This is a genomic window from Paenibacillus xylanilyticus (genome assembly GCF_013359935.1).
In the GTDB taxonomy this organism is placed as follows: domain Bacteria; phylum Bacillota; class Bacilli; order Paenibacillales; family Paenibacillaceae; genus Paenibacillus; species Paenibacillus xylanilyticus.
Map to the genome: position 1 here is coordinate 79553 of NZ_JABMCB010000166.1, position 16464 is coordinate 96016.

The following is a 16464-nucleotide window of genomic DNA, read 5'->3' on the forward strand; positions in this document are numbered from 1 at the left end:
CCCCATTATCGCCCAACGTTAACGATCTTCCTGACCCAGGTTGGTTCATTCGTCGCCGCCCTTACGAGGCAGTCGGCGCAGTCAGCGAAGGAAAGTGGCCGGAGCGGAGAAATGCGGGTCGAGGGGCCTGCCGTATATTTCGAAGTGGCGGCTACGTCGCTAAGAGCGGGCGGTCGTACAATGATCCAATCTAATTCGCTCCGTTGTACTGCACGCTCGGCAATGGCCTTGTCCTCAACCGCCTTCGTGAAAATACGACCCGAAATATTTATGGCCAAGCGATTTAGTGCTGAAAGTTCTTTTCCATCGCTCAGACCAATGCCGCTCTGCATGACGAAGCGCTTAACTCCGGCGCTCTGACAGGCTGCCAGGATGTTCGTAATGCCCACCGACATGATGGTTCCTGGCGAAAAGTTTTTGCGGATGTTCGAGATCCCCTCCGATATGACGGTACCCTGCGAAAAGTTTCCGGTAGGACCTATGCAACTAATTACCACATCTGTATCGGCCAAGGCCTTGGCAATGCTCGGCACATCGAGTACATCTCCCCGTCGGACGCTGAGGCGCGCTGTGGGGGCGATGACTTCCGGCCGGCGAGCCACGGCTACAACCTCGTGCCCCAAATCAAGTGCTCGCTCTATCACTTTCCTGCCAGTCGCACCCGTCGCCCCTATTACTGTTACCTTCATTAAGTAGTTCCCCCTTCGAATGTGATAATTATTACTCGTATTCATAGCTGCTTTACTAGACAGCACCGGTGGCTGCCAAAGCTTTGACGCAGCTTGCCAACCGCGAAGAAGATCGGCTCCTACTGGTTAATATCCACAGAAAAATGCACACTGGAGTATTAGATAACAACTGTGTATAATAATAAACAAAAAAATAATGCGTCAGCAATTACCAAATAACCGTAATTCGTGCATTTGTTCACAAATCATTTGAAGTTGTGTAATTTATTTCAGAAAGCATGGTGACTCATAGTGTCTAAGGTGGATAGAAGAATAATCAAATCTCAAGAAGCGATAAAAAAAGCTCTGATTGAACTGATGATTGAAAAAAAAATCGACCAAATTACTATACAAGAAATTTCCGATAGGGCAAATGTTAGCCGAAGAACCATCTATCTTCACTACATAGATAAATTTGATCTTCTAGATAAGCTAATGGAAGAACATATTTACGAACTACGGAAACTCTGTGAATTAGCAGCTAATAATACCGTTTTTTATGATACGGTATTGTTATGGTTCGAGTACTTTGAGAGTCATTATTTATTCTTTTCAACGATGTTGGCGAATCAAGGAGGTCCTTTTTTTCACAGTCGGTTCCTTGAGTTTGTCCTCCAAGAGTTAAAGAATGTAGAAAACATAACCGAAGGAAATTCTCAAGGATTAAGTGACGGTGACGCTGAAGATGTGATTATTCAATTTTTTGGAGCTGCTATCGTAGGGGTAGTGGAATGGTGGTTCAAGAATGGAAAGCCCTCCCCTCCTCACTATATGGCACAACGAGTGGGGGCGTTGTTAGAAAGGAATTTATAATCGATCTTGAATCAACACACTTTATTTCGCTATCCTGCCCGTTAGTTGAATAAAAGCAGCCGTCACTAAGTCGGCTGCCTCCTCGGTTTTACAGGACTAACGTTTCCCGTTAGTTCAGCGAATTGATTTATAAACCTTATCTAAATGATCGAGATGTAAGTGTTGGCCTAATGGTATATATGTTATATGCATCCAGCTTCAGTTCTGCTTGCTCCTAAAATACTCTGCTGTTTCTTCGTCCGCCCAATAAATACTTCTATTGACAACTTCAGGATATTATTGTCTCAACCACTTGAGAGGTATCTTCTTCATACCTTATTGTTTGTTCAATTTTCAGCAAATAAATGCTAAGGCTTCTGAGGCTTCTTAATCATTTCAACACCGTCAAAACTAAGGCTTCAATTTCTGTTTCCTTTTTCAACATATATTTATCAAAAAACGCCTTTGTATAAGAGGTAATAATGTTGCGCTGTTCCATGGCGTCCCGGGTTCCTCTGGAAGCCTCATTCGTGAAGGCAAACAAGGCGTCGGAAAAGTCACCGTGAGTCACATTGTCAATAATGACGAAGTATGTTTCCTGACTGTTGGTTTCAAGAAGAAATGCGTTCGTATTATAAGCAAGCGCAGTACTGAGCTGCATGAAGGGTTTCTTAAGATCGCTATCCACGGCACCTAACATATTACCGTCAAGATTTACACCGCCGACAAATCGGTCATCGTCTCGGGTAACAATGGTCGCTGTCGTTCCTCCAAACGAATGTCTAAACATCCCCATACCGATTTTAAGGTGCAATCTACCTTTAAAAATCGATTCCATGTCACCACTATTCATTTTGTATAGATGGTCTGCGATATGTCTCACATCCTCACTCTGTAACACAACATATTTTGAAAAATTGACTGCTGCAGGGGCCGAAGTCAATGTATGAGAGATCTCAATGGCTTTTTCTTTCTCGAGCTTTTCTGCCACAATTTGAGGCATATGTGGCGTAATTAGCGTGGCGTATTCTTGTCCATATTTATTTAAATCATCGATGAATCTCTCTGACATCCTAGCTATTCGTCCATCCTTGAGTTTATACATACCACTTTCCGCGCAGCCAATGGATACGACAATATAGCCGGAGCTAGCCAGGTCTTGACAGTACAACGTGCCTTGCTGCGGGTAAGCGCCTGCACCATGAGAATAGAATAAAACCGGATATTGATCTTCCTTTTCAGACAAGGCCACATCTTCGTAAGACCATGTCTTAACATTGGAGTCAAATAGCTTCTCACCCGCTTCTCACCCGCTCCCCCCCCCGATGTTAACCAGAAGCTCATCTCTCAGAGAATGAAATTCCGGAAATTCATCACCTCTCAGGTACCATTTTAAAAACAGTCTCCCTGGACACAAAAAAACGGTACATTATTGTACCGATCATTGACTCACTCCATCTATGTTAATGTACAAAACGTCTCTAAGTCCAGCCACAGAAGAAACCGTTTGTACAAACAATGGCAGACGTCATGAAGATTGAGCTTGATTATGAAGAGACTCTCGCTAAGTCAATAAATGCACATTAAAGCAAACAAGTTTCAGGCGGCTCAAATTCCGAATTGTTCAGAGCTCAGGTCGCCTGTAACTTGTATTTTATCTTGGTATTGAATTGGATTTTCTTTTCTTAGACAAATTTATTCCCATGAATGATGACTTAGAGAGATCAGTATAGTCTCTTACATTCATGCGCTAAGAAATCATAGTCTATTGTTTGAGGGTTGTCCGTAAAGCGCATTAAAGATACTTTTTATAGAAAGCGTCCAATCTGTCAACAGCTTTCTTCACTGGCTCAGTCTTATCGTACAAGTCATAATGACTGGCTCCTTCTACAATAAACAGATCTTTATGTTCCGAGGCTGCACGTTGATACAAATCATGACCATCATGGTAAGAACCAAACGCTCCCTGTATACTACCGACAATGATCTGCAAAGGTTGGGTTAACAAAGAGTCTGCCAGATGAAACGCGTCAAAGGCAATAATGGAATCTACACTTGTAAATTTCAAACGGTTAGGTGAGTTCGGATGCTGACCTCTGGATGTGCGGTAGTAATCCACTGCTTGTTTAATATCAAGTTCATTCATCCCTGCTGCTTCTCTTTCTTCGTGGCTTCCAGGAATCCATGGGTTAGTCAGAGGTTCTGCCCCGCGTGCCTCAGCCGTACGTTGCTGAGCAACCTGCTCCAACATTCCAATTGGATCGTTTTCACGATATCCGCGACCTATGTTCGCAACGGAAACTGCAGCCACTGCCTGGATGCGTCGTTCCGTCATTGCAGCATGTACTGCATATCCTCCTCCAGCACATACCCCCAGTACACCAATCCGATGCTCATCGACATATTCCAGAGTAGTCAGGTAATCCACAGCAGAGCGAATATCTTCCACACGAGCGGACGGGTATTCGGCATGACGAGGCTCGCCTTCACTTTCTCCCTGATACGATGCATCAAATACAATCGTCACATAGCCCAACCCGGCAAGTTTCTCTGCATAGATGCCTGCTGTTTGCTCTTTGCAGCTACTACCCGGATGAACACAGACAATAGCCGGATTACCTTTCTTTTCTTCAGCGTGCTCAGGTATTCGGAGAATTGCAGCTAAAGCCAGACCCTGCGCTAGGAATTTAACGTTCTTTTGGATTACTATCATCTATAAAACCACCTTTTCTATTTATGACACTTGTGCGTATTATTCGCCTTATGTATATTTAGGTTAAAATAATCAAGCATTAGATTCAATAACCACATCACTTCACATGTGTGTTAATACACACACCACATACAATGTGTAGAAATGTACAGGAGGACGACGCTATGGATAAAATAGACCGCAGAATCGTAAAGTCCAGACAAGCGATTCAATCAACTTTTTTGCAAATGATCATTCAGGAAGGGTTTGATAACATCACAGTTAAACATCTGACAGAGAAAGCCAATGTAGGTCGAAAAACATTTTATCTACATTATCTTGATAAATACGATCTGTTGGATCAAATGGTGGACGACCATATCGCACAACTGCAAGAAATATGTGATCAAAAAAAGGATATCGGCATAACTGAAGGTTCACTTATGTGGTTTTCTTACTTTGAGCTTCACAAATCATTCTTTGCTGCTTTATTTCAAAGTGACAGTGCTTCAGCCTTTCGCAAAAAGCTGTTGTCCTTTACTATGGGAGAGATTGATAAAAAGTTGAATGATGAAACACTTCCGATCATCGATAAGCGTATTTTTTTGAAGTTTTTAGGGATGGCAACCATGGGTGTACTTGAATCCTACGTATTGGACGAAATAGACAGTGATATCGAGGCTGTGTCAGCGCAAGTGGTTCAGTTATATATGACACAATTAACTACTAGCTAATGAGATCTATTATATGTCTTCCTGATTGTAAAATTAAAATATCCGCTTGCTGGAGAGCAAACGGATAAAACAAGAACATTGTACCATTTCAATTAGACAACTAGACATTAATGCTGCATTTATCATTATAAAAATAAATTCGGCTTCTCCATTATAGTTTGGCTTGTTTGTTTATTATATGAAGTGTTACATATTATAAAAACTTGGAAATCTCAACACAAACACCCAGTCGTGTTCCGTTTGACTTCACGATTCTTGTGAAAGAAAAGGATCATGTGCCTCAAAACCAGGTCTACTCCTGGCATGGTTCTCGTGATACATAATCAATTCACTTACGTTGGCCACTAACTTTGAATCGGAACTCCTCTTGTAACAAAGTCATTAAATTGGTGTTATCAGCGCAGCAGGAGTAGCAATTAAAATTTTAAAACGATGTTGCCTTTTTTTTCAGGCGCACTAACAACTTTCACTGCAAGGTGAATTTCCGATAAATCAAATTCCGTGTAGCTTGATAACATCGTTTTCGAATTGGTCCCTACCTCAATAGCTGCTTCCATGTCTTGCATACGCTCTTCTGCCATCGCATCTTCCTGCCAGGTCAGGATTGTTACCCCAGCGTAAGCGCCTTGACAGAAAGAGTAGTCATATCTGACGGTCCATTTGCTAAAGAACCGTATGAAACGATGCCGCCTTATTGGGCTAACGTTTCCCGTTAGTTTAACGAGGAATAGAGCATTTGCCAATTGCAAACTACTCTATCTGTTTTAAGTATATTCAAAGAAGAAGCTTTCTGAAACAATCACAACTCATTTATTTTACTTACCGCAAACCATAGCTCAACGAAATTAAGCCCGTCTTTAGCTCCTGTAATTTCAAATTCCAACCCATCGACCTGTTCGTATCCAGCAGTAGGAAGCCATTCGGAGAAGAACCGTTTATATAATGTCTCAATTGTTTCATCAAATTTGTCCCATGTGAACGGATCAGAGGTAAAAATTGCCCATGTTTGAGCTGGTATGGTTATACTTGTGTAACCCTCAGTTTTACTCGAATCCCCTTTGAATGCGGACAGCATATAAGGAAAATGATCCTCATCTGTTTTTTTGTAGCTACAAACAGCATGTATTTTATGATAGTTCTGATTTAAAAAGGTTGGTAGGTCTCCAGCATTGTCCGCCAGCCTTTCAACCTCGCCGTTAGCATGGCATTGCTTCCATAATTCTGCTGGAGTATCTGCTCCGTTTAATTGAAATACTTTTTCAATACCGAATACTTGAAAGGATTCTTTTGTCTCAATACGATAGTTCATAGCCTTTTCCCCTTTAATTGAAATAAGGAAGGAAAGCCGAGGAAAGGCTTTGAGGGAAGTCCCTTCTTCTCGGGCCATTGCTGGATTAACACCATGTAATAATTGAAAAGCCCTTGCGAATGAAACTGGAGATTCATAACCATACTTTATCGCAATATCAACTACTCTCAGATTACTATTCTGCAATTCAATTGCAGCGAGAGTAAGCCTTCTTCTCCTTATATATTCCGCAAGAGACACATCTGTAATGAATGAGAACATTCTCTGGAACTGATGTGAAGAACAACAAGCACATTTAGCAACTTCCTTCAATTCGATCTTTCCAGTTAGATTCAATTCAATGTAATCCAATGCTCGATTCATCCTCATAGGCCAATCCATCTGATCCCTCCTCTTAACAGAAGTATAGTTTCACTACATTTTCATATCGCAACTATTTGTGCACAATTAAGTTTCCTTGGAGAATTCAAGTCGAATCTAAAAATTAAATTATATAGCGCAAAGATGTATTTATTACAGGTAATCCTGAACGTTAAGATAATCTTTTATACTAATCTGTCCGTTAGTTAAATTAAAAGCAGCCGATCATATGGATCAGCTGCTTTCTTAATTGTATTGAACCAATGTTCCCCATTAGCGAAATCCCGCAATACCATTGATTTTTTTCTAAGCCATGTACTTACTGGGGGAAAGGATTGTCTTGTGACGGAGTTATCCCGACCAAATCCTCATTATCTACAGGTTTTAAACTAATTAGCTCTTCTCCAAATTGCTTGTTAAGCTCCTCGACTTCACTGTCCGTAAGTTCTGCCTGCACAACAATTTTTCCAATATCAGATTCGTAATAAATTCTTTGTTTTTTCCCCGACACATTGTAATCAACATGGTCTGCTATTGATTTCAATAATGCCTGCAACTCACTTGAAGAATATCCGGTTAAATTGGCTTCTTTTACTGAGGTATTTCCGCTCAGAAAACTACATCCCGTAACCAAAGAAACGTACACAAAAACTAAACACAAAACGAAAAAATATTTACGCATCATAGCCCCCTATCACACTAATCATAATATCATCTAACTATTAGACCAGAAAGACTCAGTATTTGAATATATCTTTCCGCGATATTCAACTAACCTGCCCGTTAGTTGAACAAAAGCAGCCGATCACAATTGACCGACTGCCTTCTTTGTTAAGCTATCGTTTCCCGTTAACTTAATCTTGCATCTCGTCGGAACGTCATATGAACTGTTTCTGACTGCTCTTATTTCATCACTGTCATTTTCAAAATAAAATTAGCTACGCTTTTGAACTAAACTGTCCATTACATGAACAAAGGCAACCAATCATGTAGATCGGCTGCCTCCTTGGTTTTATTGAGCTATCATTTCCCGTTAGTGTTAACTTATGGGTGCTGTTTGCTTCAATATTCTCCTTTTATCACAAAGAACGTACCTCGAATTGTCCCAGCCAGTTTGGACTTCTGTCTAGCAAATTTAAACTTCTTTTCTTCCAGCTCTTGAGGCACTTCCATCCCCTCTGAAAGCTTAAAACCAACGGCCCGCTTTTTGGGGTTATCCAATGTATACATGATGTTGACCGCCAGACCATCTTCATAAAAGACGTAGGCCCATCTAATATTATCCACTTGAAAATGAGATGTTTCCAACGGTTTGGCCGCAAACTCAATACCACGTTCTTCTTTCAAAATTCGGCTCACGTACGCAAGCGTCTCCTGGCTCTCGCCGGCTGGTACGACCGTAAATTCATGCTTGTATTTGTTCATAAAGTAACGGGCTTCATTTGCTCGCATACCAGCAAGCGCTTCTGCTACTGGTGAAGATTCTAGACCAACTGTGGACACATTTTTAAAACCAACGATAGGGGACATCCTCGTTCCTCCTCTGATTTCATTTACTTCTCCACAACTGGAATCCACATTTCCCCATATACTAGGCCGTCTCGCTGCCCCATCTCAACGGTTGCATTGGGCCCGCCAACATAAGCAAAATCGTCTGCTGCTGGCAAGACTTGACCAAAGGCGATACCAGTCAGCCTATTACTCAACTCATCAGCCGTCTTCCCTTCCCCTTTGACGACGAGGTATTGTCCTTTAGGGAATTGGATCACTCGGTGTTCTTCTGGTACCGATGCTTCAGTCATGACACCGGCATAATACATCATCTTGTGATTTATCGCTTCGTTCACGGCAAAAATGTAGTCGTTTGCAGCGACGGCCTTTAAAGCGTCAAGCCTTCCATCCTGCACCACGGATTGCCAAAAGTCTTGCTTCTCCTTGTTCATACCTGCATAATCCGTGTAATCGCTCTTCAACTCCGTGCCAATACCTAGAACGATAAAGCTGTCTTTTTTTTCAAGGGTATACACTGCCATGTTTAACACTCCTTTTTCTGAAATGGATCAAATGAATTGTTTTTCACTTGTTACGTCTATAATAACTATAAATCGTGTCAAAATGTGATACTGTTTATCGGAGCCATGCACGAACTTTTGTTAGTTTCCCTACCCATTACAGTTTGCGGCTTTTCGGACGCAGCGCCCAAGAGGCAATGCCAAGCACGGCATAGAAAAGCGGAAGAATAATATGGAATCCGTAATCACCGTAATCGTTAGCGAACGCATGGGATAGGGCAGCACCCGTCATGAGAAAAAAGAGACCGCTATAAGCCCATTCCTTAAGCCGGGGGAAACCTGGCATTACGATCACGATGACTCCAAGCAATTTCCAACCTCCAAGAATGTTCGTGACATATAAAGGGAAACCAATATCGGTCACCAGATCGACATTCCCCCCATATCGCATCAGTTGTCCGATACCGCTTAATGCAATGGAGAATGCGAGTACTATTGTGACAATCCAATAAGCGACTATCCTTCCAATAGGACGGTATTCTTCTTCCGCAATTTTTTCATTACCGATGATCGTACTCATTCTCATTCCTCCAATGATCTCATTTATTTTGAATTGATCAAATGATTTGTTATTTCACTTGATACGTTTATAATAGCTATAAATCATGTCAAAATATGATACTGTTTAGAGGGCCAAATGAAAAAAATTGAACGGATTAACATCATCATGCGGTACATCAATAACCGCGCTCAATTTACCATTTCTGAAATCATGCGAGAATTTAACATCTCTCGTTCAACAGCCATTAGAGATATCAGAGAAATTGAAGCAATGGGGATGCCTCTTGTCGCCGAGGTTGGGAGGGACGGGGGTTATTTTGTTATGAACAACTCTGTCCTGCCGACTGTCCGCTTTACCGATAATGAGATTAAAGCACTATTTATTGCCTTCATGGCCACAAAAAATCAACAGCTCCCATATCTCAAGAGTCGCCATTCTTTAGCGGAAAAATTACTCGGTCTTATCTCGGAAAGCCAGCAAGATGATCTCGTTCTGTTAAATCAAACCCTGTTGTTCGAAGGAACCAACCCCCACAATCCCGACCTGCTTGATCTGTCAGATCTGCCCCATCCTATGTTAGAACAATTGATCCAAACCATTCTTATGGACAGCTATTTAATGGTTTCCGTCGAGGAATCGAGGCAAATAAAATCTTATCCCATCTATTTGTTGCACCTTTACCGCGAAAAAAGCTCTTGGCAAATTGAAGGCTTTGATCTCGAGGAGGAAAAGAGGCGGATTATTCCTGTCGACAATCTCACAGATGTCAAACCATACCCTAAGAAAAAAAGAATAAATAAGAAGAAGATTTTAGAACAACTAAGCAAGCAGGAGGGAGCCATCAACCTTGTCCTAGAACTTGGTCCAAAATCGATTGCCCAGTACAAAAAATACCATCCCTTAAAAATCTCAATTTCATACACAAATCCTTTTCAGACTACGGCTATTTTAAAGACTTTCATCAATGTTCATCATCCGGATGAGTTGGCCGAAATAACAAATTGGCTGCTTTTCCTAGGTCGAGATATTAAGGTCAGGGAAATGCCGATAGAGGTTGTGGAACGTTTGCAGGAGAGTATAGCTTTATTAGGGAACTCGTGAGAATTTAATTTAATTTGCATTTACGATCTATTAGGGAGCCCCCACTATTTACGAACTTTGCAAATTACCTAGCCTTACTTTCGTACCTGAATCGCAAGCCCCCCAACATTCCTCGGTTCACTGCAAATGATCTCAAACTAACCTGCCCGTTAGTTGAATAAAGGCAGCCGATCATGTTGATCTGCTGCCTCCTTTGGTCTTATTGAACTAACGTTTCCCGTTAGCTTAATGACTTGTGACGCCTTTCACCGTGATGAATTCATTCAAATGCTAAGTAAATACATCATTGTACAAACAAAAAAAACACTCCCGACATGAACTGCACCCCAATTGTTAGACACCTTCTTTCGATGAAATGTTGAATAACCGCCCCATAAAGGGGCGGTTTTCTTAGGCTTGCATAAATGCTTCTAACGGTTCCAGAATCGCGAACGTCTTCTTTGCATCCTTCTTCCGTTGCTCATCATAGAGTTTGGTCAACTCTTCGAATGATTTAGCTTTAATCTTCGTATAACTCGATTTGGTGTATCTGATTATGTACGTTTTTACCCCTTCCTCTTCACTCCACTCGTAAACGACATCGTATTTGTCCCTCAAATTCTTTAAATGAAGTGACCGGCGCAACACTGCAAAGTGTTCTTTAATGGCTTCATCGCATTCCTCCATAATCTTCTCGTATGTGCAGCCAACTCGCATCAGAATCTCCGATGCCCGTTCATCGCCGTATCTCGCGAGAAATTCCTTTAACGAAACCAGCGCATATAGCAATATTTGTTCCTTGTCATTCGGATTCCTGTATTCATAACAGCCTACAACCAAATTGCGGTCGGTCATCTCCTCCTTACTGAATTGCATATTAAACAAATACTCGAGTGTCTTTTGCTTCATAACGGTTTCCAACATCTGTTCTTTATCAATCCTGATGCCCGTTGTCACCCACGGAAACGGTAGTTGGCCGTTACCTTCACGCGGTATGCTGCCCCTAAGATTCAAAATCGGCATACCCGTAGCAATTGCGTACGACCTGTTATATCCTTCGCTCGCGAATATTTCCTGTTCTTCTAGCATGTGTCCTGCCTCCTTTTAGTACCAAGTTCCATTCGGCGACTATTATCCTACCGGTTGGCTAATGCCGGCTGCCAGTCTACAACTTTATTTTCATGGTCTTATACTTTATTTTTCAGTCTAACAATTTATTTTCACAGAACAGTTTGAAGCCCAGGCGACCGTCACGCCGCTGCTCTCTCCGATCCGGACGAGATCCGCGCAGCTTCTAGCGCCCACAGGCGCAGCTCACACCCAGGACGGCCCACTAGTGTACTTCTTTTACAGGCTAAGAGTGATGTCCGGATTATAAATTCCTGAATGACGTTAACCTATTTGCTGCTGCAACTATAATTATAGATTACTGAGTGCTGTGAAGTCATGAAGGATGTAGTATATAATGGTAAAAAAATAGACCTTATAACTTGACTGTATTTTTGAGCACATCGGATAACGAATACGCGGAGGGATGGTTTTGAACCGGAGGATTTGGTTTCTGGCTGTAATCACATTGATATTAACAGTAGCATTAACAGCCTGTGACAGACATTCGACATCAGAAAAAAAAGCAGCAACCGCGAAGATTGAAAAACACCTGGCGGAAAAGTATGAAAAGGAATTTGCAGTGGAAACAGCTGATGATCTCTTTATACATGTTCCTGGAGAACTCACTGGAGATGCAGTGGGCTTTGAAACACAGGCTTATCCGGTAGATGCGCCCGAAGAAACGTTTAAGGTAGAGTATTGGGAAGAAAAGGGCATCATTGAGGATGACTACATAAATCACCTTATGGCAGGGAAATTGAAGAGCGAATTATCGGAGCTCATATCTCCCATTTTGGGCAGAGACATTAAAATCGACGCCGGATATGATAACGGGGCCTGGGGAAATATGCCGGATACTAAATACACTCCTGCTACATTAACCGGGGATTATGATTACTCTGCTCTTGTTGACGTATATGTGAAGCAAACGAAGAGCATAGATAAAATGGCTGAGGCAAAAAACATTGACCTAATCCAGAGAAGCTTGCTGCAAAAAGGGATAGAGGATGTAATGATTGCTTTCTACTACATGAGTCCTGATGAATTTGAGCTTATTGAACAAATCAGAAAAGAAGATGAAGAGAACAATCTCTATCAGATATGCCGGGCCTCTGCCTCATGCATAGTTGCTTCCGGAAGGGTAGATGAAGGCGAAGTTGTGGACGGCTATAACCAGATACTGGCGGAGTTTGACTTGTACAGAGAGGCTCCTTATCAGCCCGTGAAGTAACAAAAGCCGCTGAATTCGCTCTTTATTGATTGTTTCGTCATTTAAAAGAATAGCAGGGCAGAGATTCTCTTCTATTGAAGAATCTCTGCCTTTTTTTGATCTCCTGTGGGGTGCTTCAGCACGGAGCAGCGGTTCGTTCGCAGAGCGTCCGGAGGGAAATAAACTGCTCCCTCCGATCCGGACGAGATCCACGCTACTCCATAGCGCCCCCCGGCGCAGGCTCACACACCCAGGACGTTCCTATTCAACTATCCTGCCCGTTAGTTGAACAAAAGCAGCCGATCACGATGGTCAGCTGCTTCCTTGGTTTTACTGAACTAACGTTTCCCGTTAGATCAACAAGTAATAGGGTTATCATGTATTATAATAGTGGAAATTTAATGAAGGGTAGTGTTTTTTAATTGAAAACTTTTTATTGTGATCTGGAAATCACTTTAAATGTCATTGGCGGGAAGTGGAGGCCTCTTATTCTGTATTATTTAATAAAAGGTCCTAAACGGACCGGTGAATTGAAAAGGCTCATACCCACAATATCTCAGAAAATGTTAGTCCAGTCGTTGCGGGAGTTGGAGAGTGCTAATTTGATTATAAGAAAAATGTACAATCAGGTACCACCAAAAGTGGAATATTCAATATCAGAAATGGGTATGTCACTTGAACCCACTTTGCGAGCTCTTTGTGATTGGGGCCAAAATTATGCAGAGAAGAACTTGAGCAAGGATGAATATCGGAGATTAAATGTAGAATAGAGCAATTTCATTGACCCATTTATTCTGCACTTCATCGCAATTATCACTTTTTAGTTACTATATAACCTAAAAGTACGTACTATTTTAAAAGTTATAGATGGAACATAATAAGACTTGTGGCCATGAAGAAAATCAAAGGACTAATAAAAGGAGTCGTATGTAGGTCGATAAGTTTTTGGAGGTGCGTTATGAAATTTGGCTTTATTGGTGCTGGAACAGTTGCTCAAACACTGGCGAAACATCTATTGCTTCACGGTCATGAAGTTATTCTCAGTAATAACCGTGGTCCCGAAACGCTCTCAGATCTAATAAGCTCGCTCGGTGCTGGCGCAAAATCCGGAACACCGTCAGAAGCAGCTGAGCAGGACTTTGTAATATTATGCGTGGCGTGGGCGCAAATGCCTGCTGCTTTGTCAATGGTTCCTGACTGGACAGGCCGCGTTCTTATTGATGCTACCAACCGTTTTGAAAATACAGAACCTCTACTTGGTGAATGGTCAGGAAAGAATTCAAGTGAAATCGTAGCCCAATATGCTCCGGGTGCTCATGTAATTAAAGCTTTTAACAGTGTTCCGATGGAATGGATTAAGGATTACACGGAAGAGAAGCCGAAGACTGTCCTGTTCATGTCCGGTGACAACATCCAGGTAAAACAAGTCTTGAAAGAAATTTGGGAGAAGATTGGCTTTGCCTGTATTGATCTTGGATCCTTGAGCCAGGGCGGTCTGCTGCAGCAAATAGGAGGACCTCTCGCCGGATTGAATTTAAATCTGCTGGATCAATACACTGTACGATAACGTTATTCTATACTGCATTTTATCAATAAAAGTTCAAAGGGGTTACTAATATGGGGAAAATACTTATTACTGGAGCATCGGGTAATCTTGGCAGCAGGACGCTAAACCTTCTTCTTAAAAAGGTTCCGGCAGATCAGGTCGCTGTATTGGTACGTGATCCGCAATCCGAAAAAATCGAAAGGTTTGTTAAAGAAGGTGTGGAGGCCCATCAGGGCGACTATTTTGATTATAACTCCCTTCTGCGAGCTTTTAATGGTGTTGACAAAGTCATGCTTATCTCCGCGCAAGCATTTACCGACCGTAATACGCAACATTTCAATGTCATCGCAGCTGCAAAGCAGGCTGGTGTTAAACAAGTGATCTTCACGTCGATCATACGAAGAGAAAATTCAAATCTTATTGTGCCCGAAGTGTCGATGTCAGACTTATTTGCTGAACAAACGCTTAAAGCATCCGGATTAGCTTATACCATTCTGCGGAATCCACCGTATCTTGAAGTCATGCATATGTATTTCGGAGATGCGCTTAAAGCCGGCGTGCGAGTACCAGAGGGTTCCGGCAAAGTTGCCGCTGCATCTCTGGATGATTTGGCGGCAGCTAACGTAGCCGTTCTCACCCAACACGGGCACGAAAATAAGACATACACTCTAAGTGGCAGCGAGGGAAGCTCTTTTGCAGACATCGCTGAAGCCCTCTCGGAGATTAGTGAGATGGATATCCCTTATGAGGCAGTTAGCGAAAAAGAATATATAGACTCTATGGTAGCGAATGGCTTGCCTGTTTTCATGACTGATTTTTTATTAGGCTGGGTGCGAGGAGTCAACACTGGAGAGTTTTCGGAGACATCCGGGGATCTTGAACGTCTGATTGGCCGAAAACCTATGACATATAAGGAATTCTTTAAATATCAGTTTTCTAAAGTTGAAGATTGAAAGCTGGGTATGTTTTAGACTAAATTTGAAAAAGAAACAGCGACAGCCAAGGACGAGAAAATTGACTGTCGCTATTTTATTGAGCTAACGTTTCCCGCCCGGAATGACTTATAATTCGCTTTACTACTCGTTAAGGTCTACTTCTAAACCGTTTAATTGCATCCTCAGTCACTGGCTCAAAGAGGTTAAGAAGGCTGCCAGCGGGATCGCGGAACAGCATAGAACGATTCCCCCGATCTTAGTCGTCGGCTGCCTTCGGGTCATCAGTAAGCTATAGTTTCACGTTCACACGTTGTTTTCCATCTGACTTGAACCGATAGTGAGCCAAACCTTTCGTATTGGCAAAGGTGCTGAATGCCTTCCACGAATCGGTGCAGAGTATATTTGTCTCGGACAATCGACCACCAATTGCTTCATCCAATTTTGACGTTCGTATGCGACCACGCCCAAAAACGCCAGAGCATAAGAGATTCGTAAAAAAGTCGATCCATTTGGCAAGACGTTACTTAATACATCAAAGACTCAGTAAAATCGAGATATATGTTCCCTAATTCATCCAAAGTTCCTTAACCTGCTCTACCAGATTATTAAGTGTTTTTCCATCTGTTTGTTTCGTAAAACTCTTCATCTCTTCACTTTCCCCTTGATATGCAGATAAAACATAATTCTCATCAACAACATAATAGGTGGCATACCTCGTAAAAGAATAACTTCCTTGCTGTTCAGGTGCGGTTCCTTTTTTCACAGAAGCAACGATTTTCATGCCGGGTTTCAAATCTGGTTCGATTCCAATGAAATCAGCATTATAAAATAAGTTCGTGGTATCCTCCACATCTTCTCCCACGATCACTTCATCCACTTTGACTTCATACGAAACAAATGTTGGCTTATAAGGCTCTATACCTCGGGCTTTGTCTTTCTCCGCAGCATCACCTTCTGGAGTCCCTGGTTCAGCAGTTAAGGTAGATTTAAAATTAGGATTTTGCTTAATAACTTCAGCAATAACTACTGAATCTGACATTTCGAGAATTTGGTTGAAAGGAACGTCTACAGTTTGTGCTAGACTAGGATTTCCTTGAGAAAGTGGGAACTCTGTGCGGAGTTCTACTATTCTTTCATCAGAAAGACTTGAGGCGATTTGTTTATCACTAGAGCAACCCAAAACGACTAACACTAAACTGAACAATAGTATTGTTAATGGGATTTTTTTCAACGTTTTCTCCTCCATTTCAGTATTTATTATTAATGTCATTGAGATCGTGTTGTCTAGGTACATAATAACCTTCATATTTACCACTGGTTCGCATAATTGATTCTACACTTGTAGGATAATAATTAGCATTAGGATGACCGAGACCTAAGACATGCCCAATTTC

Annotated in this window: 17 protein-coding genes and 2 pseudogenes; 7 read left to right on the forward strand and 12 right to left on the reverse strand. The window is 41.9% G+C overall.

The window, feature by feature from the left end; genetic code table 11:
* Positions 1-5: 5 nt before the first annotated feature.
* Positions 6-734 carry an NAD(P)-dependent oxidoreductase gene (locus tag HP552_RS08020; protein ID WP_312884238.1) on the reverse strand — a complete coding sequence of 243 codons (729 nt, stop codon included), beginning with the start codon at positions 732-734 and terminating at the stop codon, positions 6-8.
* Between the two features lie 246 nt (positions 735-980).
* Here HP552_RS08020 and HP552_RS08025 point away from each other — a divergent pair, with 246 nt between their 5' ends.
* A complete protein-coding gene (locus HP552_RS08025; RefSeq protein WP_175395028.1) occupies positions 981-1541 on the forward strand; it encodes a TetR/AcrR family transcriptional regulator in 561 nt (186 codons plus the stop codon).
* A gap of 370 nt (positions 1542-1911) precedes the next feature.
* On the opposite strand, the pseudogene HP552_RS08030 reads toward HP552_RS08025, so the two are convergent.
* Both HP552_RS08030 and HP552_RS08035 read right to left on the reverse strand, forming a co-directional pair.
* Positions 1912-2787: pseudogene (locus HP552_RS08030) on the reverse strand (alpha/beta hydrolase); the annotation flags it as partial.
* A gap of 528 nt (positions 2788-3315) precedes the next feature.
* A complete protein-coding gene (locus HP552_RS08035) occupies positions 3316-4233 on the reverse strand; it encodes an alpha/beta hydrolase (protein WP_175395030.1) in 918 nt (305 codons plus the stop codon).
* A 164-nt stretch (positions 4234-4397) separates the two neighbouring features.
* Between HP552_RS08035 and HP552_RS08040 the strand changes: the two genes are divergently transcribed.
* On the forward strand, positions 4398-4946 hold the full coding sequence (locus HP552_RS08040) for a TetR/AcrR family transcriptional regulator (protein WP_175395031.1): 549 nt from the start codon (positions 4398-4400) through the stop codon (positions 4944-4946).
* A 416-nt stretch (positions 4947-5362) separates the two neighbouring features.
* Here the strand turns inward: HP552_RS08040 and HP552_RS08045 are convergent, their stop codons facing one another.
* From HP552_RS08045 to HP552_RS08070, 6 genes are all read right to left on the reverse strand, one after another.
* Positions 5363-5527 (reverse strand): hypothetical protein, encoded by a 165-nt coding sequence (locus HP552_RS08045; protein ID WP_175395032.1) that lies wholly within the window; start codon positions 5525-5527, stop codon positions 5363-5365.
* A gap of 218 nt (positions 5528-5745) precedes the next feature.
* Complete coding sequence (locus HP552_RS08050; protein ID WP_175395033.1) at positions 5746-6636, reverse strand: AraC family transcriptional regulator; 891 nt, start codon at positions 6634-6636, stop codon at positions 5746-5748.
* A 298-nt stretch (positions 6637-6934) separates the two neighbouring features.
* Positions 6935-7300: a hypothetical protein gene (locus HP552_RS08055; protein ID WP_175395034.1), complete on the reverse strand. Its 366-nt coding sequence runs from the start codon at positions 7298-7300 to the stop codon at positions 6935-6937.
* Positions 7301-7677: 377 nt separating this feature from the next.
* Complete coding sequence (locus HP552_RS08060; RefSeq protein ID WP_175395035.1) at positions 7678-8145, reverse strand: DUF8821 family protein; 468 nt, start codon at positions 8143-8145, stop codon at positions 7678-7680.
* Between the two features lie 23 nt (positions 8146-8168).
* Positions 8169-8648 carry a GyrI-like domain-containing protein gene (locus HP552_RS08065; RefSeq protein ID WP_175395036.1) on the reverse strand — a complete coding sequence of 160 codons (480 nt, stop codon included), beginning with the start codon at positions 8646-8648 and terminating at the stop codon, positions 8169-8171.
* Between the two features lie 136 nt (positions 8649-8784).
* Positions 8785-9207, reverse strand: a complete 423-nt coding sequence (locus HP552_RS08070) for a DoxX family protein (RefSeq protein WP_175395037.1) — start codon at positions 9205-9207, stop codon at positions 8785-8787.
* A gap of 117 nt (positions 9208-9324) precedes the next feature.
* Here HP552_RS08070 and HP552_RS08075 point away from each other — a divergent pair, with 117 nt between their 5' ends.
* A complete protein-coding gene (locus HP552_RS08075) occupies positions 9325-10290 on the forward strand; it encodes a helix-turn-helix transcriptional regulator (protein WP_175395038.1) in 966 nt (321 codons plus the stop codon).
* 390 nt (positions 10291-10680) lie between these two features.
* Here HP552_RS08075 and HP552_RS08080 read toward each other — a convergent pair whose 3' ends face one another.
* On the reverse strand, positions 10681-11358 hold the full coding sequence (locus tag HP552_RS08080) for a hypothetical protein (RefSeq protein ID WP_246310800.1): 678 nt from the start codon (positions 11356-11358) through the stop codon (positions 10681-10683).
* Positions 11359-11809: 451 nt separating this feature from the next.
* Here HP552_RS08080 and HP552_RS08085 point away from each other — a divergent pair, with 451 nt between their 5' ends.
* From HP552_RS08085 to HP552_RS08100, 4 genes are all read left to right on the forward strand, one after another.
* Complete coding sequence (locus tag HP552_RS08085) at positions 11810-12610, forward strand: hypothetical protein (RefSeq protein WP_175395039.1); 801 nt, start codon at positions 11810-11812, stop codon at positions 12608-12610.
* 401 nt (positions 12611-13011) lie between these two features.
* Positions 13012-13359, forward strand: coding sequence for a winged helix-turn-helix transcriptional regulator (locus tag HP552_RS08090; RefSeq protein WP_108465545.1), 348 nt, complete (start codon positions 13012-13014; stop codon positions 13357-13359).
* A 188-nt stretch (positions 13360-13547) separates the two neighbouring features.
* Complete coding sequence (locus HP552_RS08095; RefSeq protein ID WP_175395040.1) at positions 13548-14156, forward strand: NADPH-dependent F420 reductase; 609 nt, start codon at positions 13548-13550, stop codon at positions 14154-14156.
* A gap of 50 nt (positions 14157-14206) precedes the next feature.
* Positions 14207-15088 (forward strand): SDR family oxidoreductase, encoded by an 882-nt coding sequence (locus HP552_RS08100; protein WP_175395041.1) that lies wholly within the window; start codon positions 14207-14209, stop codon positions 15086-15088.
* A 286-nt stretch (positions 15089-15374) separates the two neighbouring features.
* Here HP552_RS08100 and HP552_RS08105 read toward each other — a convergent pair.
* Positions 15375-15548: pseudogene (locus tag HP552_RS08105) on the reverse strand (IS1595 family transposase); the annotation flags it as partial.
* A gap of 87 nt (positions 15549-15635) precedes the next feature.
* Positions 15636-16301, reverse strand: coding sequence for a hypothetical protein (locus HP552_RS08110; RefSeq protein WP_175395042.1), 666 nt, complete (start codon positions 16299-16301; stop codon positions 15636-15638).
* Positions 16302-16464: the final 163 nt, after the last annotated feature.

Excerpts from the sequence above, each read along its gene's own strand:
- HP552_RS08020 (WP_312884238.1), bottom strand. The coding sequence starts at position 734 with ATGAATACGAGTAATAATTATCACATTCGAAGGGGGAACTACTTAATG.
- HP552_RS08065 (WP_175395036.1), bottom strand. The coding sequence starts at position 8,648 with ATGGCAGTGTATACCCTTGAAAAAAAAGACAGCTTTATCGTTCTAGGT.
- HP552_RS08095 (WP_175395040.1), top strand. The coding sequence starts at position 13,548 with ATGAAATTTGGCTTTATTGGTGCTGGAACAGTTGCTCAAACACTGGCG.
- HP552_RS08040 (WP_175395031.1), top strand. The coding sequence starts at position 4,398 with ATGGATAAAATAGACCGCAGAATCGTAAAGTCCAGACAAGCGATTCAA.
- HP552_RS08070 (WP_175395037.1), bottom strand. The coding sequence starts at position 9,207 with ATGAGTACGATCATCGGTAATGAAAAAATTGCGGAAGAAGAATACCGT.
- HP552_RS08045 (WP_175395032.1), bottom strand. The coding sequence starts at position 5,527 with ATGGCAGAAGAGCGTATGCAAGACATGGAAGCAGCTATTGAGGTAGGG.
- HP552_RS08060 (WP_175395035.1), bottom strand. The coding sequence starts at position 8,145 with ATGTCCCCTATCGTTGGTTTTAAAAATGTGTCCACAGTTGGTCTAGAA.
- HP552_RS08055 (WP_175395034.1), bottom strand. The coding sequence starts at position 7,300 with ATGATGCGTAAATATTTTTTCGTTTTGTGTTTAGTTTTTGTGTACGTT.
- HP552_RS08080 (WP_246310800.1), bottom strand. The coding sequence starts at position 11,358 with ATGCTAGAAGAACAGGAAATATTCGCGAGCGAAGGATATAACAGGTCG.
- HP552_RS08075 (WP_175395038.1), top strand. The coding sequence starts at position 9,325 with ATGAAAAAAATTGAACGGATTAACATCATCATGCGGTACATCAATAAC.
- HP552_RS08050 (WP_175395033.1), bottom strand. The coding sequence starts at position 6,636 with ATGGATTGGCCTATGAGGATGAATCGAGCATTGGATTACATTGAATTG.
- HP552_RS08035 (WP_175395030.1), bottom strand. The coding sequence starts at position 4,233 with ATGATAGTAATCCAAAAGAACGTTAAATTCCTAGCGCAGGGTCTGGCT.
- HP552_RS08100 (WP_175395041.1), top strand. The coding sequence starts at position 14,207 with ATGGGGAAAATACTTATTACTGGAGCATCGGGTAATCTTGGCAGCAGG.